The sequence below is a fragment of the Acrocarpospora corrugata genome (assembly GCF_009687845.1).
GTDB lineage: Bacteria > Actinomycetota > Actinomycetes > Streptosporangiales > Streptosporangiaceae > Acrocarpospora > Acrocarpospora corrugata.
Map to the genome: position 1 here is coordinate 13,067 of NZ_BLAD01000075.1, position 19,661 is coordinate 32,727.

Consider the following 19,661-nt stretch of genomic DNA (forward strand, 5'->3'; position numbering starts at 1 on the left):
CGGGCATCAAGCCAACGCCAGACCAGCCCACCCAATCCATAGATGACTCTGTATCCGTACAAAGTCGGACATGGACATAAATCTTTGGTCAGCTCTGCTTGAGAGGGATCGGCCCATCCCGGGCAAGGTCAGTCTTTCGGTACGCCGCCGTAGTGGGCGATCAGGGCGCTTGCCTCGCGGAGGATCTCGGCCTGGCGCTGGAGGCGGCGGCGGGAGGCGGCCACCCGGATGACGAAGAAGGCGACGACGAGGAGAACGAGCTGTGGCCATGGCAGTGCCCAGAGTGTGGTGTCGATCGTCACTCGTTCGGCGACGACGCTCGGGGGGTGATTCACCGACGAGTGCGGGGATCGCGACGACTTTCGTGGTGATCGAACCCATCGGCCAGACGCCGGTCACCCGTGCGGTGAACTCGCGGCTGCCGCCCGGCATGATCTCCCTGGTCTTGGCTTCGGAGGTGTCGTCCCAGCCGCTCTCCCCCGCCAGCGCGGACGTGCGGATCTGCGCGTCCGGGGCCACCCGGACGTTGCCGGCGTTGGCCACGGTGTAGGTCACGTCGATGGAGCCCGCGGCGAAGGGGTTCCATGAGCCGGTGTATTCGGCCCGCAGGTCGGTCACGGCGAGTTTGGCCGCGTAGTCGCCGGTCACGCGGAGGTTCACCCGGACGCCCACCCGGTTCTGGACCCGGACCTGTTCGAAGATCGTTTCCACGGACGCGGTGACACCCGCGGGGTGGTCCCCCGGCGTCGCGTTCTGCGGCACCGTGACCTTGACCGGCACGACGGCGGTGGCGCCGGCGGGAATGGTCACCTTGCCGGGAACCTTGATCCATGCTCCGCCGTCGGTCGGCGTGGCGTCCGAGGGCCGCATGTCGAACAGTCCCTTGGCGGTCAGGTAGCCGTCGTTGGCGTCGATCGCGAAGACGACCTCCTTGGTGGAGCGGTTGATGACCGCGACATGCTCGGTCGCCTCCTGCCCACCGGCCAGTTCGAGATCGATCACGCTGCGGCCGTCGGGGCCGTTGGCGTCGGCAGGCGCGACCGACCAGGTGACGTCGCTGCGGCCTGCGGCGCCGGCCGGGCCGGCGAATCCGACCAGGGTGGTCGCGCCGACAGCGCACAGGAGCGCGAGGAGGGCAGGTGCCCTGCGCGGACTGCTCATGGCCAACGGAGGTGTCTCCTGTCTGATCGTGAACGTTCCCGGACGGAACCTGCGGCAGGGGCGTTCGGCCCCTGGGCTCAGGACTGGTTGAACAGCGAGAGCGTCAGCGTCGAGTGGTACTCCCCGGCCGCGACGTCGACCGGAGTCCGCAGCGCGAGATTGGCGTTGACCTGGTGAGTGCCGATCTCCTCAGCCGAGTCCGCGATCGAAACCAGCAGCTCCTGGCCCTGCAGACCCACCGCGGGCGCTCCACTGCCGTCGGAGACGACACTGGAAACCGGCTCACCCGGCGCCACCAACCCCGTCGTCGAACCGGTCAGCAGATGCGGAGCCCAGCCCAGGTACTCCGGACCGATCGTCTTGGCCGGGTCACCGGTCGCCGCGAACTGGCTCGACTGACCCACCACCGCCCAGAAGTCCCCCGCGGGGATCTCGTCCGGGAGACGGGTGTCGGTCACCGTGACCGTCGGCAGCGTACCGGTGAACTGACGAGCGGCGGCGTTGGATCCGTTCTCCGTCAGAGTCACGCCACTGTTGTCGGCCACCGTCATCGACACCTGACCGGGAACACGCAGAGGCTCGATCGTCACCGACACCTCAACACCGTTGGTGTCGGGGTCATCGGCCGCCATCGCGGGACCGGCCACACCGGCAATCGCGAGAGCCAGCACCGACGCAGCGAGAATCCTGTTTCTTTTCATATGGTTACTCCACTTATGGGGGGCAGGGCCGGCCAGCCTGTCGGCCGACCGGCCCCGGTTCAACTAAGCGGCGTCTTCGGCGCGTACGCCGTGGCTACCGCCGGTCCGGTCAGCCGCAGCTGATCGCGGCGTAGGCGGCGTCGTGCGACGCGGTGACCTGGCCACCGATCGTCGCGGTGCCCGTCACGTTCGCCGTGCCGGCGGCGAGCTGCCTGGTCCGGGTGTTGAAGGACTGGTACGCCTGCTTGCCGGGAGCGACGTCGGCCACGGTCTTGGAACCGTAGGGGCTCGACAGCGTCACGTTCGCGGGCACGGTGCCGTTGTTGACGGCCGTGACCGCCACGTACGCCGACGTGCCCACGCAGCGGGCCTGAGCGGTCGCGGACAGCGAGAGGCCAGGAGTCAGCTTCGGCTGGTTCTGCGGGTTGAACCCGCCGAGCTTCACCGCCTCCGCCGCGTTGATCTCGGCCTGGCTGAGGAACTGGCTCGGCTTCAGCTTGAAGGCGTCGAAACCGCGCGCGATCTCGTTGCCGTAGACGTGGCCGTTGTACCAGTAGGCGGACCAGAAGCCGCCGGTGACCAGCGAGGTCCCGCTGACCGGGCCGCGGTCGAAGAACGCGATCTCCTTCGGGTTGCTGGAGTCGGTGAAGTCGAACACCGACAGGCCACCCTGGTACCAGGCCTGGACCATCACGTCGCGACCGGGGATCGGGACGAGCGACCCGTTGTGCGCGACACAGTTCTCCATCGTCGTCTGCGGCGCCGGCAGCTTGTAGTAGCTCCGGAAGACGAGCTTGCCGTCGACGATGTCATAGATCGAGTTCGCACCCCAGGACGGCAGGTCGGTGCTCCTGCAGCGCGCGCCGGAGCCGCCGCCCCACTCGTCGGTGAAGATGACCTTCGTACCGTCGTTGTTGAAGGTGGCCGAGTGCCAGTACGCGTAGTTGGGGTCGGAGACCGCGTCGAGCCGCTTCGGGTTCGTCGGGTCGGAGATGTCGATCAGGATGCCGTTACCGGCGCAGGCGCCGGCGGCCAGCCCGATTTCCGGGTATGACGTGATGTCGTGGCACTGGCTGGTGACCGGCGACGGCGACCAGTTGGTGCCCGACGGGTGCTGCGGAGTGGGCGGGGTGTTCTGCAGGCCGTTGATCGCGCCGGTCGTCGAGTCGGTGAACAGCCGGGGGTTGCTCACGACCGCCGCGTTCTGCGGCGCGGCCAGCGGAACCCGGATGACGTCGATCCGCCACAGCGAGGTGGCCGGGTCGGTCGCCGCCGTGTTGGCGCAGCCCGCGAGCTCCTGCGCGGAGCGGACGCTGGAGGTGCCGGAGACGTAGACGTAGACGTTCTCCGGCTCGTTCTCGCTGGTCACCAGCGAGTGGGTGTGCGACCCGCGGCAGGTCTGCACCGCCGCCACCCGCACCGGGTGGCTGATGTCGCTGATGTCGAAGACCCGGACACCGGGGAAGCGGTCAGGGTTGACGGTTCCGCTGGCTCCCTGCGTGCCACAGTCGATCCGGCCGCGGGTCTCCTCCACCGACATGAACAGCAGGTTCCCGTACACCGACAGGTCGCCCTGGCCGCCGGGGCAGACGACCGAGGTCTTCAGGACGGGGCTGTCGCCGTTGGAGATGTCATAGATGTTGAAACCGTTATAGTTGCCGGAGAACGCGTAGTTCCCGCCAAATGCCAGGTCAGAGTTGAGGAACGAACCGCTTCCTGGGTTGGAGGCGACGTAGAAGCCCTCCGGCCGGTCCTGGTGCGCGGTCAGTTCCAGTCCGCTGATGGCCTGCTGGGCGTCCAGCCATCCGGCGCCGAGTCCGATCCGGGGGGTCGACGTCGGCCGCCGCGGAGGTCGCGGCTGGCAGGAGGCCCACCAGTAACGCGCCTACTGCGATGATCCCGAGCTTTTGTAGTCTGGCACGTCCCCCACGTGCCGAACGGCTACTTCTCACGGGCCGTTTCCCTTCTTTCGGGCATCCCCTCCGTAGTTGATCTATCGCGAGGGGCACCCGGGACCAGGCCGGTGCCTCTTGTGACACCAGCTGGGAGGGAGATCCACTTTGGTGTTACACGCGAACTGTAACGGAGACGACCTTGATGTTCTATACCATGACATCTCTACAGTTCCGGATGGACACCACCCAGCAAGGCGAAACAGGTCCAAATAATGAGTTCGCTGCCCACATTGCGATATATAGGCATGTTCGTGCTGGTCACGGGTGTGATCGCCGGATGCGCCGCGGAGACGCCCAAGGCGCCGGCCGCGCCAATGATCGTTCAACCGGGAGCTCCAGGCAACCCTGGACAGACGCTCGCCGCCACCGCGCTGCCGACGGTCGCTGACGCTCTGTACATGGCCTCGGACGTGCTCTTCATGCAGGGGATGATCCCGCACCACGCCTAGGCGCTGCGGATGACCGGCCTGGTCCCCTCCCGCAGCACGAACCGGGACATCACTTTGATCGCCAAGCGGATCGAGGCCTCCCAGGAGGACGAGATCGCGCTGATGCGACGCTGGCTCCAGGACCGCGGCCAGACGGTACCGGACGCCAACCACGATCACTCCGGCGCGGGCGCGGAGCTGATGCCCGGCATGCTGACCGAGGAGCAGTTCGCCGAGATGAAGAAGGCCACCGGCGAAGACTTCGACCGGGCCTTCACCCAGAACATGATCGCCCATCACCTGGGCGCGCTCCAGATGGTCGAGAAACTGTTCGACGGCGACGGCGGCCAGGAAACGGAGATCTTCACTTTCGCCTCCCACGTCGACGCCGACCAGCGCATCGAGATCGACCGCATGCAGAAACTCCTGGCCCAACTGGGCGGCCCCACTCCGAACTGAGTCCAGATAAGTCCATTTGAGGATGACTTGGTCGTCTCAAGGATTTACGCCTGGCCGGCGGGGGGCAGGCGTAACTCAAGGCACGTATCCGTGCCGGGGCTGTTTCGCGGCGTGTCGCCGATGCGAACAGCCAGCTGCTGGAGCCGGTGACGAAACCGGCCGGCCTTTTCCAGACCGATCAAGTCGCGGCATTCAGGCCGTCTCTGGGTGGATCACTTTTGCCTGAGGTCAGGCGTCGCGTCCCGACCAGGATGGCTGATCATGAGCAGGAGACCAGAAGCAGAACTCGTGGCGGAAGGCGTGGACACCCACCCGTGGGGTCCCACCGAGCCGGACGAGGAGCAGGTCCTGGTCTCTCTGGGCTACGTACTCAACCCGGAGACCGGCGTGTACGAGCACGGGCCGAACGGAAGGAGGACGCCGTGACCGCCGAGAAAATGGTGGCCCGGGCGAGCGACGACCTCGGACTGTCGGGCCGGCCGAACGTCATCACTCGCTGGTACGCCGCCCGGAACGGGTCGGAGTACCTGCGGGAACCGTGGTGCGATATGGCCATCTCGTACTGGGCACGGCACTCCGACAACGCCGCCGCGGTCCTGCCCAACGGGGATCGCGCCTACACGGTGTGGCACGCGCAGGACGGCGAAGGGCTCGGCCGCTGGCATCCGGGAACCGTGGCCGACATCAAGCAGTACGCGCGGCCCGGCTCGCTGGTGTTCTTCGACTGGGGCGGCACCAACTCCATCGGCCGGATCGACCACATCGGCGTGGTCGAGAAGAATCTCGGCGACGGCAGGCTGCAGACGATCGAGGGCAACACCGAGGACACCTGCAAGCGGCGCGTACGTGACGCGTCAGTCATCGCCGGGTTCTGGAACCCCGACTACGAGAAGCACGAGAGCTGGACGGAGGCCATCGTGAGAGAACTCCCGATTCTCAGGCAGGGCGAGCAGGGGCCGCAGGTGCGCACGATGCATCATCTGATGCTCGCCAGGGACGTCCCGGGCCTGGACGGTGTCAGCGACACCATGTTCACCCCGGCCCACTCCGTCGGCATCCGCGGCCTGCAGACTGCCGCGGGCATCGAGGTCGACGGCGTCGTCGGACCGCAGACCTGGCCTGTGCTGCTCGGCGTGCACTGAGAACCCGTGCGGCTCCGCGGGCCTATCGAACCCCCGCCATCCCGGCGGGGGTTCGCACTTCAGAACGTCGTGCTGTGCAGTCCGTAATCGCGACCAGGAAGCCCCGGGCCGGCGCTTACTCCTCGGCAGACTTGGGCTTCGGTCAGCGCTCGCAGACGATTCCGTCGCCGTCTCGGTCCTGGTACCAGTCGTACTCGGGGTCGATGCCGCGGCGGTAGGGGCCGTATCCGTTGTCGTTGGCCTCCGCGCACGTGCGGTATCGAGGGTCGTCGCCGCTTCCGGTTCCGCCGGACGGCGTCGGGTTCGTGGGTTTGGGCGTCGGGGTCGGCGCGCTGCCGCCTGCGGTGTCGCATTTGCCGGACCAGATTCGCAGGCGCTCGGCTTTGGCCTTGGCCTGGTCGGCACGGATGACCTGGATGTATCTGTCGTTGGGCTGCTTGAGGACCGCTTTGGCGTAGCCGTACCGGACGAGGTTGCGGTTGACGAACGTGCCGCCAGCGTTCCACACGTAGAACTGGTAGTCGCCGTGCGGGTCCTTGAGTTGCTTGTCCCGCAGCACGTAGGCGAGTTTGCCGACCGGGAGCAGCGCCGCCGTCCGCGCGGTCGCCGTTCTGAACCAGCACTTGCCGCGCTCGGGAGCGTCTATTTCCAGGAGCTGAACCCGCAGGCTTTTCCCCTTGTACGTGATGTCCACGGTGTCGCCGTCGACAATCTTTTTGATTTTCACGGCGAGGGCGGTCTTCGGGACGTCCTTGGGGCGTACGGCCGCGCCGACCGGAACCGCCGCGGTAATAGGGGCAACCAGTGCGGCGGCGGCCACAATGGCCAGCGCGCGGGAAGGGAGGCGCATTGTGTTGCTCCAGAGGTTGGCGATGTGTTCCTTTCGTGGACGGGTGGCTCTCTCGGATGGGTTACGCGGGTATGGGATGGGAGACCGGATCGTTACTGTAAACCGGGCCCAACCTGCGAAAACGGGCCATTAACGCTCACGGCTCGACTACGCGGCCTCGAATCTTGGGATGATCCTTGCGGAGTCGAGGCCCTACGCGGAACGCCTCCCAGGAAAGATCGACTACGCCTCGTTCGGGCCACTGCGTAGGAGAGAATCATGCTTGGGAAAATCGCGGCGCTGAGTAGTGCCGGAGTTACGACGTTGGGAATGCTTGGCATCACCTCCGCGTCGGCCTCAGCGGACGAAGCAAAACGGCGCGTGGTCGTCTCCGGGACCGTCTACATCATGGATGACGAGAATTTCGGGACCAATGAGCGTTGCACCTACTCCCTGCTGGACAACGATCTCGTCTTCAACAGCCAGCAAATGGTCATCGACCAGAGCTGGTCCTGCGGCGGAGAGGTCCTCACCGAACTGCACGGCTTCGTCGAACTGCTGCCGGGCAACGCCATTCGCTACCACGGGGAAGTCGTCCTGCGTGAGGGTCAGTGCGGCTGCCAGGAGGACACGATTCGCGTGCGAAAGGGCTTCAACCAGGTCGTCCAGCCGGAAACGCAGGCGAGCGTGGCCACCGGGCGGGTGGAATGGAGCGGCGGCGACGCCACCGACATCAACCTGCAGGTGCTCAACATCAACCCGTGACCAGTTCGTAGACCTGGGAAGCGGTTGCTCAGGACGGCGGCGTAGCGGTCGCCGTGGTCTTCGCGCCGGTCTAAGTGAGCGCGGGTGCCGGGTGAGACGGTCAAAGTCGCGCCCGGACGTCGGCAGGCTGGGTGAGGTCGTCGACGATCTCACCCAGCAGCCGGGCCGGTCAGGTCACCAGGGCGGGCTACACCCACCACCAGGACATCCACTGTTCTGCATACCGGCATCCGTTCCAGGCGGTCGGAATGCCCGAGACCCAGGGCTGACGGTTCACAGGTCGCGGCGCTGGAAGGCCAGCCCCGCGAGCACCAGTACGAGGACGACCCAGAGGCCTGCCCAGCCGAGGTAGGCGGTGGTGAGCGGGGCCTGGCTCAGGAACGGGGAGGCCCCGAATCCTGGGCCGACCTGTGTGAACAACGTCTGGTCCTGGAAGGCGTGCATGGCCCCACGCCACAGGCCGTCCGTGGGCAGCAGCATCTGGGAGATGGTGCCGACCCTGGCCACGCTGTCATTGGCGAGGGCTTGGCCGACCCCGCCGATCACCCCGGCGATCCAGGTGGCGCCGAAGAGGCCGACCGCGACGATGCCCGAGGCCATCGGTGAGATGGCGGTGGACAGCAGCAGTCCCAGGGTGAGCAGCACGATCGTCTGGGCCGCGAGCAGCGCCAGGCCGATGGCCGGCTGTGGTGGCCAGTAGCCCAGGGTGGTCCTGACGATAAGGAACTGGGCAAGCCCGGCAAGGGCCACGAAGCCACTGCCGAAAGCCACCAGCCCCAGCCACTTGCCCAGCAGCACCGCCGAGCGGCGAATCGGCCGCGCCAGGATCGCCAGCGCCGTCCCCGACTCGACCTCGCCGGCCAGGGTGGGGCCGGCGAGGAACGCCGTGCCGAGCGCGGCGATCAGGCTCAGGCCGAACATCACCAGGTTGAGCACGGTGGAGGCGGCCACCTTGGCCTCCCCCGTGGTGAGCCCGCCGAACTCCGCGTCGAGCCGGGAGAACCCCCACGCGCTGAGCGCGAGCAGCGTGATCGTCAGTACGGCGAGTGAGCGCAGCACACGCCGGCGGGCGGCCTCCTGAAGGGTGAGCGCGGCGACGGTGAATACGATCCGGGCAGTCATCGGCGCTCCTCAGTGGGTCCGGCGCGGAGGATGTCCAGCAGCCGCTCTTCAAGGCTGATCCGCGCGGGCTCGACCGCGTGCACTCGCACTCCGAGGCCGACCAGGTCGGCCACGAGGTCCGGCACGGTGGTGGCGTCCGGGTCGGCGGGCAGCGCGACGACGAACGAGTCCCGGTCGCGGGTGAACGCGCCGGCGGCGGCCAGCCGTTCCTCCGCCGCCGAGTCCACCCCGTCGAGCCGCAGCCGCAGTTCGCGTCGGCCGAGCAGCTCGGCGAGGGTGCCGGAGGCGGCGACCCGGCCCTTGTCGAGGATGACGACTCGGTCGCAGACCCGCTCGACCTCGCCGATGAGGTGCGAGTTGAGCAGCACGGCGACCTGGCGTGCTTTGAGGGAGAGCAGCAGGTCCCGGACGTCGGCCCGGCCGAGGGGGTCCAGGGCGCTGGTCGGCTCGTCCAGGATGACGAGGTCCGGGCGGGCCACCAGCGCGACGGCCAGTCCGAGGCGCTGTTGCATGCCCTTGGAGAAGCCGCCCACCCGGTCGCCGGCGCGGTCGGCGAGCCCGACAAGGGCCAGGCACGCGCGCCGCTCCGCGGCCGGCACCGTGACACCCGCGAGCCGTACGTGCAGGGCCAGCACCTCGGCGGCGCTCAGCCACGGCTGATACCGGAAGAGTTCCGGCAGGTAGCCGACGCCGGCTCGGGCCTGCGGATCCCGCGCTGACCGCCCGAGCAGCAGCACCTCACCGGCATCGGGCCGGACCAGCCCGAGCAGGATCTTGATGACGGTGGTCTTGCCGGCTCCGTTCGGTCCGAGCAGACCCACCACTTCGCCACGTCCGACGGTGAAGGACACACCGTCGACAGCGGTCTGCCGCCGGTACCGCTTGCGCAGCCCCGAACACCACACGGCCGATGACGGGGGCAGGTCGGCGATTGGCTGCTCTTCGGCTCCGACGTCGAGGGAAGCGCTGGCGCCCAGCCGGGCGGTGGGGCCGGTCACCGGTCCCACCGCAACCCGCGAGCCACCGACAGCACCTCATCGGCGCTGAGCGAGCCGGCCACCGCGGTCACGATGCCGTCATCCACCCAGACCACGCCCGCCATCACGCCGTTGCGCGAGGTCAGCACCGTGGCCGGCACCCCGCCGACGTCGGCTGTGGAGCTCGCCAGCCGCTCGACCGAGACGACCACGGGCAGCGTCGTCCCGTCGCCGGAGAAGGCGCGCAGCTGCGACGCGACCTCTTCGGACAGGCTGGGCAGGGACAGCAGGTAGTCGCGGGCCGTGTCAAACGGGATGCCCGAGGAGTACACAGTGGGCGCGGCCGCGCGGACCACGATCATGGCCGGGATCCCGCGCGCTTTCGACCAGACCGAGGCGACCCCCGGACCGGCGACCAGCCGGAACTGGCTGCCGTCAAGACCCGGGGGCGGCGGTGGCGGCGTCTGACCGGCCGCCGCAGCGGTCTGCGCCGCCTTCTCGGCCGAGAAAGTGAACACCGCGCTGATCCGAGCCGCGACGTGATACGTGGGCTCTCCCGTCACACCGTGGGGCAACTTGCTCACCCACGGAACGGAAAGCCCACTGGCCTTCTCCGCCGCGCCGACGTCGGCGACCTCCCGCACGCCAAGCTTCTCGGTGATCTCAAGCTTGCCGAAGGCAGACAGATCGGGCAGCTTGACCAAGTCAGCCTGAGGAGCGACAACCGGAGCGATCTGCTCAGTCCGGAGGATCTGCAACCAGTCCCCGGCAACCGCAGCCCCGGCCCCGGCCAGCAGGACGACAACACCGACCACGGCAACCACCGGACTACGCAGCACCGCACGCCAACGGCGTCCGGGCGCAGCCGACCGCCAGCGAGAGACAGCCGTGGCCGATCCCCGCCCTTCCTCAGCAGCGACCGCATTCGACAGCCGCTGCCACCCCGCCTCCACGTCCACGTCGAACTCGACGCTCGATCCCACGCTGGCGGCCGTGTTCGACTGGCGGTGCCAGCCCGCGTCCACGTCCACGTCGAACTCGACGCTCAGCGCCTCACCTGGGACCACGTTCGGCTGGGGCTGCCATCCGGTGTCCACCTCGACAGCGACCTCAAGACTCGATGCCGCGCCGGTGGCCGCGTTCGACTGGCGATGCCCGCCCGCGTCCACGGCGACCTCAAAGCTCGAGCCCGCGCTGGCGGCCGCGTTCGACTGGTGGTGCCATCCCGTGTCCACGTCCAGGGCGAACTCGACGCTCGGTGCCACACCGGTGGTCGCGTTCGACGGGCGGTGCCATCTGGTGTCGAAGCCGACGCTCAGGGCCGCGCTGGTGATGGCCGCGTCCTGGCGGGCGGCTGTCAGTCCGGACCGGCATGCCGGGCAGCCGGTGACGTGCTCGCGGTCGGCGTCGGTGACGCCGGCCGGCTCGTCCAGGAGGCGGCGCAGTGTGCCGTCACTCGGATGACGCATGACGATTCAACTCCTCGCGCAGGGCGGATTCGGCGCGTCGCACGATGGTGCCCACGCTGCCGGGGGAAAGATCGAGAGCGGCGGCGACCTCGGCGTAGCTGAGGCCGCTGTGCCGCAGGACCAGGGCGACGGCCTGTCTGCGGGGAAGCCGCGCCAAAGCCGCCCGTACACGCCGCCGCTCCTCGCGGGCCACCACCGCGTCAGCGACGTCCGGGGAGACGGCATCGCCGTCGTCGGCGGCCTCTTCACGGGAGACGCGGCGACGACCGGAGCGCAGATGGTTCAGCGCGGTGTGCGCCGCGGCGACGCTCAACCAGCCAACCGCCTCCCCGGCCGGCACCGCGGAACGCCCGAACCTCAGGAACACCTCCTGGGCCACGTCCTCGGCCTCGTCCCGGGAACCGAGCACCCGGGCGGCGACCGCGACCACCCGCGGATAGGCCGCCCGGAAGACCTGTTCCAGGTCAGCCCGGACGGCACCTCCTCCAGGAGGACTCGCCACCACCCCACCGTCCTCCCGCCCGGCCACCACACCGTGCCCTCCGGACCGGGCGACCGACGCGCTCCCGCCATGCACTACAACGTCCACATCTTTAGAGCACCGCCGACGCCTCACATGTGACACCGGCCGTCGATGCGCGCGACCGGGAGCCGGATGATTTCCGGACAGTGGCTTTGTTCGGGGTTCGCTCACCGATCCCAGAGGCGGGACCGCACCGGATTCACGCCGGCTTCCTCGATTCGCCGTCGCCTTCGTGACCCATACTCATTGGGCCGCCTTCCGCCGCAAAGCGGCGGGGTCCGCGTTCCCGGACCGATCCACTTTTCTGAGCAGATAGGTGTCCATAATCCAGCCCTTGCGTTCCCGGGCCTCAGCTCTGGTCGCGCGGATGCGGTCGGCGACCTCGGTGACCGGCCCGGATATCAAGATCTCGTCAGGAGTGCCCAGGTAGGCACCCCAATAGATGTCGAACTCGGACGCGCCGGGCATCGTCGCGAAGGCATCGCGGGCGTCGAGCATGACGACAATGTCGTCGGATTCAACCGGGACGTGCTGGGCCAGCCGCCGGCCGGTGGTGATGTGCAGGGGCCGCGCGACCCTGGTCAGGCTCACCCGGTGCCGGGCGGCCAGGGCGGAGACACTGCTGATTCCGGGGATGACCTCGTACTCGAAAGCGATTCCCCGGCCGAGGACCTCTTCGACGATGGCCAGCGTGCTGTCGTACAGGGCAGGATCGCCCCAGACCAGGAACGCGCCCGTCTCGTCCGCGCCGAGTTCGTCGCGGATCAGCCGCTCGAAGACGTCGGCCCGGCGCGCCCGCCAGTCCTCCACCGCCGCCGCATACGCGGGCGTGGTCCGGTCCCGGGCCGGATCACCCGCCTCCACCAGCCGGTACGGCCCCGCCGCGTGCGCGTCGATGATCTCCCGGCGGAGCCGTACCAGATCCTGCTTGACCTCGCCCTTGTCCAGGATGAAGAACACCTCGGCCCGCGCGATGGCCTTGACCGCCTGGAGCGTGAGGTGATCGGGATCTCCCGCGCCGATTCCGATGATAGGGACTCGTTTCACACCCGAAAGTCTGCCCGTCCCGGTACTCCCTCATAGAGCCCCGCGGCACCAGGCAGGGTCAAGCGCCAGCCGCGTGGTGACGTCGACCGCGTAAGTGGTGACCTCCGTGTCCTGGGAGACGATCGGGGCCCTGGACGCGCTCCGCCAAAGGGAGACGTTGAAGATGCCACCGTCCTTCAGCAGGCCCCGATGGCAACCTTTCGCAGCATTCGCCCCGTCCTGGCGTCGAGAAGAGTGCGCATGTGCTGTCGCCACGCGACCCCGGCAGCACCACGGCCACCGTCGCCACGCCAAGCACCGCGACCACCGCCACGACGGCCAGCGCCAGAGTGGTACGCCTCCTGCGCTGGTGACCCGCGATGGCCAGGTCGGCCAGATTCACCAAAGGGGCCTCGTTGGCGATACTGTCCAGCGGGTCGTTCAGCTCACCATCGGGCCACCCAGGCAATATGACTTGCAAAGCATATCACTTTGAAGGCATAATCTGAGGGTGGACATCGACTGGCCAGCCGACTTCGGCAACTGGCTCGACCGGCTCGAAGCCGATGCACGCGCGGGCGATGAACAATCACGCCTCATGCTGGTCTTCACGGCCCGTGCATTGGATCAGCTACGAAACCTGTCCGAACCACCGGATCGAGAAGAAGAGACGGCCACAGTGCGATGGGTCCGCCAGTCGCGACGCTATCCCCTGTGGCGAATCTCCCACGCATACCATCCAGCGGTAGCAGTGCGGCTGATCTGCTGGTTCCCGCCCGACACCGGCAAGGTGGTCGTCGCACTGTTCGCCGGAAACAAAGCAAGCTAGGTGACCTGTTCTACAACGGCGTCGCCACCCGCGCAGACGACCTGATCGACCAGTGGAAACGGGAGACGTCCTACGAGGAGAAGCCATGACCGAACCAGAGAACACCACGTTTGTGCGCGGCAATGAGCATCTGGACCGGCTCCTGTCCGACCCGCAGCTTGCTGCCGAGGTCGCCCAGGCCCACGAGGCGGCCGAAGAGATGGACCGGGCCTACGCGATGAATCTGGCGATGATCCGCAAGGCCGGGCAGATGACCCAAGTGGAAGTGGCCCGCAAACTCGGGGTCGGACAGGGTGTGGTGTCCCGGCTGGAGAACCGCAACGACATGCTGCTGTCCACCCTGCACGACTACCTGATGGCCACCGGCGCCGACAGCGCGAGCATCGTGGTCACCGTCCACGGAGCTCGGATAGAACTCGATCTCGGTCAACTGAGGCATACCCACGGTTGAGCGGGTCGTCGTCCCCGAGGTTGAGAGTGGTCGCCGAAAGCAACACGAAGTAGTCGCTCCCGGCGACAACGGCGTTGGACTTGCTCTCGCGATTACGCAAGCTGTGTGCCCCGGGCACCGAGTGCTGCATGGTGGAGGCCGGTGGGTGAGAACGGTCTGGAGGGCGGGCGGCCAGGACGGCCGAGCACCAGTTCAAGGCGCGATCGCTTCTGGGCAATGCGGGAGATGGGCGGTGATCGGGGCGACTATAAGCTCCTCTACGTGGAGAAAAGAGCATTGGGCAGAACTGACCGGCATGCCTCGGTCATCGGATTGGGTACCTGGCAGCTGGGGGCGGATTGGGGACGGGTTGACGAGGCGGACGCCCTGGCGATCCTCGCCGCCGCCGTGGACTCTGGTGTGACCTTTCTGGACACCGCCGACGTGTACGGCGACGGCCGCAGCGAGCAGCTGATCGGCCGGTTCCTGAAAGAGCGGGAGCACCCGGCGGACCTGACGGTGGCCACCAAGATGGGCCGCCGGGTCGCCCAGGAGCCCGCGCATTACAACATGACCAACTTCCGGGCCTGGACGGACCGCTCGCGGGCCAACCTCGGCGTGGACACCCTCGACCTGGTGCAGCTGCACTGCCCGCCGACGCCGGTCTACGACACCGACGAGGTCTTCGACGCGCTGGACACCCTCGTCGCGGAGGGCAGCATCGCCGCGTACGGGGTGAGTGTGGAGACCTGCGCGGAGGCGCTGGCCGCGATCGCCCGGCCGAACGTGGCCAGTGTGCAGATCATCCTGAACGCGTTCCGGCACAAGCCGCTCGAAGAGGTCCTTCCGGCCGCGTCGGCGGCCGGCGTGGGCATCATCGCGCGGGTGCCGCTGGCCTCCGGGCTGCTGACGGGGGCGTTCAAGACCGACTCGGTGTTCGCCGCCGACGATCACCGTAACTACAACCGGCACGGCGAGGCGTTCGACGTCGGCGAAACCTTCTCCGGCGTGGACTACGCGTCGGGGATCGAGGCGGCCCGGGAGTTCGCCGCGCTGGCCGCGGAGGGCGCCACCGCGGCGCAGACCGCGCTGCGCTGGATCATCCAGCAGCCGGGCGTGACCACGGTGATCCCCGGTGCCACCACGGTGGCGCAGGCGCGGGCCAACGCCGCCGCAGGGGACCTCCCCCCGCTGTCGGACGCCGTGCTGACCGCGGTCGACGACCTCTACGCGGACAAGATCCGCGCCCAGGTGCATCACCGCTGGTAGTCATGGGTGCCGGGGCCGCCGCTCGTAAGCTGCCCGGCACCCTACGGCAATGGGCGGCCGCTTCGTAGGCTGCCTGACGCCCACGGCCATGGCCTGGCGGCTGACCCCCGCCGTCGGGCGGTGGCCGTCTCGGGGGGTCGCCGTCGCGGGGCGGTCGCCGTCGTCGGGGCCCTGGCCATCGCCGGGCCCTAGCCGCCGCTGGGCTATGGCTGCCGCCGGGCGGTGGCCGTTGCCCGCGGACTGCCGCGCCCTGGCTGCCGGATTCCCGGCAGCGCGCTTGACAATCCGGACGGCTTCGCCGGCCGATCAGGCGGCCGACGGGAACGCTCAACCCGAGCAAGCCCTATCGCCGATGGCGATCGGGTGTGAATGTAGATCTTTGGGCCGCCAACCCGCCTCAGCGGGGAACTTCGTCGCGGCCCAGTTGAGGGTGCCGATTCTGGCACCGGAGCACGCCAGACCGCCTGCGTGCAGGCATTATCCGGTGTTCGTCCCGGGCGAAAGGTGGGGATCCGGCGTCGTTGTACGGCGGCGAAATCTCCCCCCGAGCCATGGGCACCCCCTCACTTCCCCGGTACGAAGTGTCAACTCTGCGCGCACCGTGATAGTCTCGATTCGAGTTGCAGTTGTGGTTCCCAAAAACTTCAAGTGCCTCACCGGTGTCCCATGCCGGTGCTGGCACTTTTGTATTGCCGGGGCTTTCCGGACGGGGTAATCATTGCGGCGACGCGAGGCTCGTTAAAGTTACGAGTCTTCCGGCACTGCCCCATAAGGAGATTCATTATGGCTACTGGCACCGTGAAGTGGTTCAACGCTGAAAAGGGCTTCGGCTTCATCGAGCAGGACGGCGGCGGCGCTGACGTCTTCGCCCACTACTCGAACATCGCCGCCCAGGGCTTCCGCGAGCTCCAGGAAGGCCAGAAGGTGAGCTTCGATGTCACCCAGGGCCAGAAGGGCCCGCAGGCGGAGAACATCGTTCCCGCCTAAGCTCCAAAGTATTTCGTAGCTAAGGGCCCGCACCAAAAGGTGCGGGCCCTTAGCGCGTTGTTGTGGTGCCATGTGACGTTTTAACTGACGTCATAACTATCGTTCAATTGACAAATAGGCTTAAATCCCCCTCACGAGGGCTGGCTTGCCGCAGGGGCTTCGTATCGGCACGTCGTACCGGTGCGGATGGTGCGGTTGAGGTGGGCGCCGAGTTCCGGGTGTGCGTCGGTGATGCGGCGGATGGCGTCGCGGATGCGCGCGGTGACGGCCTTGCGGGCACGTTCGGCGGCGCTGTTGGGGAAGGCGCGGGAACTCCCGTCCGGCCGGGTCGCCCGGCGTAGTTCGGCCAGGAGTCGTTCCCGTTCTTCGGTGGCGTGCCGGTGCCGGGCGAGGTCGGCGTGGTACTCGGCGACGCCGAGTTCGTCGTCGAGTTCGGCCAGGCGCCGCCGATAGGCGGCCAGCGCGGTGCGGTCGAGCACGGGTTCGGTTCGCGTGGTGGGGGCTCCGTCGGAGCTCTCCCCGCCGGTGAGGTCCAGGGCGGACAGGTCGACGCCCGGGCGGGCGAGCAGCGCGGCCAGGTCGTGCAGTCCTTTGGCGTCGCGGAGGTAGGCGGTGTGCGCCCGGTAGTCGGCCTGCCACAGGTCACCGGCGCGCCGCAACCGCGGAATGTCATCCCGAGCCGCCGACGGGGAGACATCGGGCGCGGTGGTGACCTGGGCCTGGTGCGTTGATCCGTCAGGTTCGCCGAGAGTCTCCAAAGCGCGGCGGGTCTCGGCTAGCCAGGCGCGGGCGCCGAGCCGCCGATGCGTCTGAAGAGCTTGGTTGAGCCATAAATAAGCGGATTCGGACTCGCCGAGGGCGGCGTACAAGAGCCCGACCCGGTGAGCGTGCGCCCCCATGAAGCAGACGAGGGCGGCGTTGACGGCACAGGTCCCGGCCACAGGGAGCAGGTCGTCGAGGAGCCGCCGGCACAAGGGCCGGTCATGCAGGGCGATGGCGGCGGTGACCATCTCGCCGATGAAGATGGACCACAGGTAGGAACGGTCGGTACGCCAGTCTTCCAGCGCGAGCACGGTGTCGAGCTCCCGCCCGGCGGCGTCGAGGTCACCGGCCCGCGCGCGGAACCCGGCGGCGACGGCGTGCGCGTGCGCCGGAGCGCCGACCCACCAGGCGACCGCCTCCGCGGCCATCTCCCGCAGTTCGGCCGGCTGGTTACGGGCACGGACCACTTCGAGGCGCTGGGACATGCGGACGTTGCCGGTGTCAGTGTCGCCGACGCTCTCCCCGAGGGCGGCCGCCTCGGCGGAGAGCCGCTCACCGGTGGCGATGTCGCCGTCGAGCAGGGCCAGCGCGGCCTGCCGGGTCCGCAGCAGGTACTCGTGGCGAGGCTGGCGCAGCCGCCGGGTGGCATGCGCGTACTCGGTGAAGGTGGCGCGGAAGGCCGCCGAGCCGTTCTCCAGTTGCGCGGTCGCCGACAGCAGCAGGGCCTGGGCGTGCCGTTCCTGGTCGCCGGCCCGCCTGGCCAGGTCGGCGATCTCGGCGGCGATGCCGGCCCTGGCGACGACGGTGCCGGGGGTCCACAGGGTGTCGTGCTCGGCCAGCAGGCAGCTGGCCAGCGTGGCCGGGTCGTCCAGAGTGCGGGCGATCGTCACCGCGCGTTCGGCCAGTGGCCGGGCCTGCGGCCGGTCGGTGGGCACGGAGTGCTGCAGCTGGCGGGCCAGCGCCGCGGTCACGGTCGCCTCGGTGGTGGTGCCGGTGCCGTCCAGCGCGTGCCGGGCGGTGGTGAGCACGGCGAGGAGGTCGGCGCGGGGCATGGCGAAGCGGGCGTCGATCCGGTCCAGGCCCAGGGCCACCGCGCCGAGCAGGTAGGCCCTGCCGGTGCCGGTGGCCTTGGCCCAGGCGGTGGCCAGCAGCTCACTGGCCTGGACGGCGTGGCCGGCCCGCAGGCGCAGGTCCGCCTCGGCGGTGAACAGGCCGACCAGGTCGGTGTCGGACAGCCGGTGGCCGGCGGCGGCGACCGCGGCGCGCAGCCGGGTGAGGTGGCCGGCGGCTTCGGCGAAGGCGAACGGCCGGGTGAGGTCATGCTGACGATCCGCCTGCTGGGTCCACCCGCCATCGAACGCGACGGCCTGCCGGTCCGCCCGCCGCGGGGCCACAAGACCTGGGCGCTGCTCGGCTACCTGCTGCTGGCCGACCGGCCGCCCAGCCGCAGACGCCTGGCCGGCCTGCTCTTCGGCGACGCCGAGGATCCGCTGGGCGCGCTGCGCTGGTCGCTCGCCGAGCCGCGCCGCGCCGTCGGCGTGCCCGGACTGCTCACCGGCGACCCCGTCGTCGTGCGGTACGGCGACGACGTGAACGTCGATCTCCCGCTGCTCATCGGCGACCTGGCCGACCCGGCTCCGCTGCTGGAGTTCGGCGGTGAGCTGCTCGAAGGCGTGGACGTGACCACCAGCCCGGAGTTCGAGTCCTGGCTGCTGGTGGAGCGGCACCGGATCGCGGCCACGGTGGCGGCCAGGCTGCGCCGGGCGGCGACCGCCCTGCTGGCCGGAGGCCGGGCGCGCGAGGCACTCGCCTACGCGGGGCGGGCCGTGGCGGGTGACCCGCTGGAGGAGGCCAATCACGCGCTGCTGGTGCGGATCCTGGCCGTGCTGGGCGATCGGGCGGGGGCCCTGCGCCAGGTCGCGATATGTCAGGAAACGCTGCGCCGAGAACTCGGGATCGAGGCCTCAACGGCGCTGTGGGAGGCGGCGCCGCCCCGGCGGCCGGCCCGAGACGGGGTACGGGGCAGCTGGCCGGATCGGCGGCACCGGGGAACGGGCTGGGTGCGAGCGAGGCCGATGTCGCCTTCGCGGAGCGCTTCCGCGCCGAGCCGGCCTCGCGGGGGATGCTCCTGCCGGAGACATCATCCATGCGGTTCGATCGGCATGTAGCTACTCAGGCGACGTTCCGGCGGCGCACGAGCACGAGCAGGATCGCCAGGGCGGCCACCACCCCGACGCCGATGACGCCGAGCGTGAGGGGCAGGTCGGACGAACTCTCCTGGACCCGCTCGGTCAGTGCCGCGTCGGACACCGGCGCGACCGGCGCGGGGAGCGCGATGTCCTGGGACGCCAGGGTCACCGACTTGCTGGCCTTGGCGGGCTTGGTGGCGGTCACGGTGACCTTCCACTCCCCCGCCGGGAGCGGCTCGGCCGCGTTGTAGAGGTTCTGGCCCTCGGGCGCCGACTTCAGCGTGATCGGGCCGAAGGTGCGGCCGTCGGGGGCCGTCGCGAGCAGGGTCGCCGCCACGAGGTCGGTGACCGGGCTGCCGTCCTTCTTCCAGGTGACCAGCACGTTGACGTTGCGACCGCCGTCCCCGACGACCTCCAGCTGGATGGGTCCATCCGCCGCGGCGGAGGCGGCCGGGGCGCCGAGCAGCAGCCCGAGCCCGGCCAGCAGGATGATCGCGGCGTATCTCAGGGCCTTGTTCACGGGTGGTGATTCCCTTCCGGGTTCGCGAAACGGGGTGCCCCACACCGTGGGGCACCCCGGACTACGGATCAAGCGGGGGTGCCGGGCTCATGGCGAGAGCCCGGCGCCCCCTGGTCGG

General features: G+C 69.0%; 22 protein-coding genes and 1 pseudogene. 11 read left to right on the forward strand and 12 right to left on the reverse strand.

Annotated elements, in window-relative coordinates; genetic code table 11:
• Window positions 1–6: 6 nt before the first annotated feature.
• The 4 genes and pseudogenes from Acor_RS29775 to Acor_RS45950 form a co-directional block, all read right to left on the reverse strand.
• Window positions 7–1,161, reverse strand: a complete 1,155-nt coding sequence (locus tag Acor_RS29775; RefSeq protein ID WP_155340088.1) for a COG1470 family protein — start codon at window positions 1,159–1,161, stop codon at window positions 7–9.
• Window positions 1,162–1,238: 77 nt separating this feature from the next.
• Entirely contained in the window at window positions 1,239–1,862 is a 624-nt protein-coding gene (locus Acor_RS29780; RefSeq protein ID WP_155340089.1) for a hypothetical protein, read from the reverse strand.
• Between the two features lie 109 nt (window positions 1,863–1,971).
• Window positions 1,972–3,423: an LVIVD repeat-containing protein gene (locus Acor_RS29785; RefSeq protein WP_246239315.1), complete on the reverse strand. Its 1,452-nt coding sequence runs from the start codon at window positions 3,421–3,423 to the stop codon at window positions 1,972–1,974.
• A 78-nt stretch (window positions 3,424–3,501) separates the two neighbouring features.
• Window positions 3,502–3,684, reverse strand: a pseudogene (locus Acor_RS45950) (hypothetical protein); the annotation flags it as partial.
• Window positions 3,685–4,062: 378 nt separating this feature from the next.
• Between Acor_RS45950 and Acor_RS29790 the strand changes: the two are divergent.
• The 4 genes from Acor_RS29790 to Acor_RS29805 all read left to right on the forward strand — a co-directional run bounded on the left by Acor_RS29790 (window position 4,063) and on the right by Acor_RS29805 (window position 5,846).
• Window positions 4,063–4,266 (forward strand): hypothetical protein, encoded by a 204-nt coding sequence (locus Acor_RS29790; RefSeq protein ID WP_155340091.1) that lies wholly within the window; start codon window positions 4,063–4,065, stop codon window positions 4,264–4,266.
• A gap of 9 nt (window positions 4,267–4,275) precedes the next feature.
• Window positions 4,276–4,704 (forward strand): DUF305 domain-containing protein, encoded by a 429-nt coding sequence (locus Acor_RS29795; protein WP_155340092.1) that lies wholly within the window; start codon window positions 4,276–4,278, stop codon window positions 4,702–4,704.
• A 261-nt stretch (window positions 4,705–4,965) separates the two neighbouring features.
• Entirely contained in the window at window positions 4,966–5,130 is a 165-nt protein-coding gene (locus Acor_RS29800; RefSeq protein ID WP_155340093.1) for a hypothetical protein, read from the forward strand.
• Window positions 5,127–5,846, forward strand: coding sequence for a CHAP domain-containing protein (locus Acor_RS29805; RefSeq protein ID WP_155340094.1), 720 nt, complete (start codon window positions 5,127–5,129; stop codon window positions 5,844–5,846). The genes Acor_RS29800 and Acor_RS29805 overlap by 4 nt, the downstream gene beginning before the upstream one ends.
• A 142-nt stretch (window positions 5,847–5,988) precedes the next feature.
• On the opposite strand, the gene Acor_RS29810 is transcribed toward Acor_RS29805, so the two are convergent.
• Window positions 5,989–6,696: a thermonuclease family protein gene (locus Acor_RS29810; protein ID WP_155340136.1), complete on the reverse strand. Its 708-nt coding sequence runs from the start codon at window positions 6,694–6,696 to the stop codon at window positions 5,989–5,991.
• 258 nt (window positions 6,697–6,954) lie between these two features.
• Here Acor_RS29810 and Acor_RS29815 point away from each other — a divergent pair, with 258 nt between their 5' ends.
• On the forward strand, window positions 6,955–7,440 hold the full coding sequence (locus Acor_RS29815; RefSeq protein WP_155340095.1) for a hypothetical protein: 486 nt from the start codon (window positions 6,955–6,957) through the stop codon (window positions 7,438–7,440).
• 131 nt (window positions 7,441–7,571) lie between these two features.
• Entirely contained in the window at window positions 7,572–7,709 is a 138-nt protein-coding gene (locus Acor_RS29820; protein ID WP_155340096.1) for a hypothetical protein, read from the forward strand.
• Window positions 7,710–7,713: 4 nt separating this feature from the next.
• Here the strand turns inward: Acor_RS29820 and Acor_RS29825 are convergent, their stop codons facing one another.
• The 5 genes from Acor_RS29825 to cobF form a co-directional block, all read right to left on the reverse strand.
• The gene (locus Acor_RS29825) at window positions 7,714–8,562 is read right to left on the reverse strand and encodes an ABC transporter permease (protein ID WP_155340097.1); all 849 of its coding nucleotides are present in this window, start codon (window positions 8,560–8,562) and stop codon (window positions 7,714–7,716) included.
• Window positions 8,559–9,560: an ABC transporter ATP-binding protein gene (locus Acor_RS29830; protein ID WP_218034564.1), complete on the reverse strand. Its 1,002-nt coding sequence runs from the start codon at window positions 9,558–9,560 to the stop codon at window positions 8,559–8,561. The genes Acor_RS29825 and Acor_RS29830 overlap by 4 nt, the downstream gene beginning before the upstream one ends.
• Window positions 9,557–11,008, reverse strand: coding sequence for a hypothetical protein (locus Acor_RS29835; protein WP_155340098.1), 1,452 nt, complete (start codon window positions 11,006–11,008; stop codon window positions 9,557–9,559). The genes Acor_RS29830 and Acor_RS29835 overlap by 4 nt, the downstream gene beginning before the upstream one ends.
• Window positions 10,992–11,597 carry an RNA polymerase sigma factor gene (locus tag Acor_RS29840; RefSeq protein ID WP_218034565.1) on the reverse strand — a complete coding sequence of 202 codons (606 nt, stop codon included), beginning with the start codon at window positions 11,595–11,597 and terminating at the stop codon, window positions 10,992–10,994. Before Acor_RS29840 ends, Acor_RS29835 begins: the two co-directional genes overlap by 17 nt.
• Before the next feature lie 177 nt (window positions 11,598–11,774).
• On the reverse strand, window positions 11,775–12,578 hold the full coding sequence (gene cobF / locus Acor_RS29845) for a precorrin-6A synthase (deacetylating) (RefSeq protein WP_155340099.1): 804 nt from the start codon (window positions 12,576–12,578) through the stop codon (window positions 11,775–11,777).
• A gap of 490 nt (window positions 12,579–13,068) precedes the next feature.
• On the opposite strand from cobF, the gene Acor_RS29850 reads away from it, so the two are divergent.
• The 4 genes from Acor_RS29850 to Acor_RS29865 all read left to right on the forward strand — a co-directional run bounded on the left by Acor_RS29850 (window position 13,069) and on the right by Acor_RS29865 (window position 16,072).
• The gene (locus Acor_RS29850; protein WP_218034566.1) at window positions 13,069–13,386 is read left to right on the forward strand and encodes a hypothetical protein; all 318 of its coding nucleotides are present in this window, start codon (window positions 13,069–13,071) and stop codon (window positions 13,384–13,386) included.
• A gap of 85 nt (window positions 13,387–13,471) precedes the next feature.
• The gene (locus Acor_RS29855; RefSeq protein ID WP_155340100.1) at window positions 13,472–13,837 is read left to right on the forward strand and encodes a helix-turn-helix domain-containing protein; all 366 of its coding nucleotides are present in this window, start codon (window positions 13,472–13,474) and stop codon (window positions 13,835–13,837) included.
• 261 nt (window positions 13,838–14,098) lie between these two features.
• A complete protein-coding gene (locus tag Acor_RS29860; protein WP_155340101.1) occupies window positions 14,099–15,085 on the forward strand; it encodes an aldo/keto reductase in 987 nt (328 codons plus the stop codon).
• A 783-nt stretch (window positions 15,086–15,868) separates the two neighbouring features.
• A complete protein-coding gene (locus Acor_RS29865) occupies window positions 15,869–16,072 on the forward strand; it encodes a cold-shock protein (protein ID WP_034275260.1) in 204 nt (67 codons plus the stop codon).
• A gap of 131 nt (window positions 16,073–16,203) precedes the next feature.
• Here Acor_RS29865 and Acor_RS29870 read toward each other — a convergent pair whose 3' ends face one another.
• Window positions 16,204–18,228, reverse strand: coding sequence for a hypothetical protein (locus Acor_RS29870; protein ID WP_155340102.1), 2,025 nt, complete (start codon window positions 18,226–18,228; stop codon window positions 16,204–16,206).
• Between Acor_RS29870 and Acor_RS29875 the strand changes: the two genes are divergently transcribed.
• Window positions 18,154–19,002: an AfsR/SARP family transcriptional regulator gene (locus Acor_RS29875; RefSeq protein WP_155340103.1), complete on the forward strand. Its 849-nt coding sequence runs from the start codon at window positions 18,154–18,156 to the stop codon at window positions 19,000–19,002. The genes Acor_RS29870 and Acor_RS29875 overlap by 75 nt on opposite strands.
• 4 nt (window positions 19,003–19,006) lie before the next feature.
• On the opposite strand, the gene Acor_RS29880 is transcribed toward Acor_RS29875, so the two are convergent.
• Window positions 19,007–19,543: a hypothetical protein gene (locus Acor_RS29880; RefSeq protein WP_155340104.1), complete on the reverse strand. Its 537-nt coding sequence runs from the start codon at window positions 19,541–19,543 to the stop codon at window positions 19,007–19,009.
• Window positions 19,544–19,661 lie beyond the last annotated feature (118 nt).

Excerpts from the sequence above, each read along its gene's own strand:
- Acor_RS29810 (WP_155340136.1), bottom strand. The coding sequence starts at position 6,696 with ATGCGCCTCCCTTCCCGCGCGCTGGCCATTGTGGCCGCCGCCGCACTG.
- Acor_RS29865 (WP_034275260.1), top strand. The coding sequence starts at position 15,869 with ATGGCTACTGGCACCGTGAAGTGGTTCAACGCTGAAAAGGGCTTCGGC.
- Acor_RS29795 (WP_155340092.1), top strand. The coding sequence starts at position 4,276 with ATGACCGGCCTGGTCCCCTCCCGCAGCACGAACCGGGACATCACTTTG.
- Acor_RS29790 (WP_155340091.1), top strand. The coding sequence starts at position 4,063 with ATGTTCGTGCTGGTCACGGGTGTGATCGCCGGATGCGCCGCGGAGACG.
- Acor_RS29835 (WP_155340098.1), bottom strand. The coding sequence starts at position 11,008 with ATGCGTCATCCGAGTGACGGCACACTGCGCCGCCTCCTGGACGAGCCG.
- Acor_RS29855 (WP_155340100.1), top strand. The coding sequence starts at position 13,472 with ATGACCGAACCAGAGAACACCACGTTTGTGCGCGGCAATGAGCATCTG.
- Acor_RS29780 (WP_155340089.1), bottom strand. The coding sequence starts at position 1,862 with ATGAAAAGAAACAGGATTCTCGCTGCGTCGGTGCTGGCTCTCGCGATT.
- Acor_RS29815 (WP_155340095.1), top strand. The coding sequence starts at position 6,955 with ATGCTTGGGAAAATCGCGGCGCTGAGTAGTGCCGGAGTTACGACGTTG.
- Acor_RS29800 (WP_155340093.1), top strand. The coding sequence starts at position 4,966 with ATGAGCAGGAGACCAGAAGCAGAACTCGTGGCGGAAGGCGTGGACACC.
- Acor_RS29775 (WP_155340088.1), bottom strand. The coding sequence starts at position 1,161 with ATGAGCAGTCCGCGCAGGGCACCTGCCCTCCTCGCGCTCCTGTGCGCT.
- Acor_RS29825 (WP_155340097.1), bottom strand. The coding sequence starts at position 8,562 with ATGACTGCCCGGATCGTATTCACCGTCGCCGCGCTCACCCTTCAGGAG.
- Acor_RS29875 (WP_155340103.1), top strand. The coding sequence starts at position 18,154 with ATGCTGACGATCCGCCTGCTGGGTCCACCCGCCATCGAACGCGACGGC.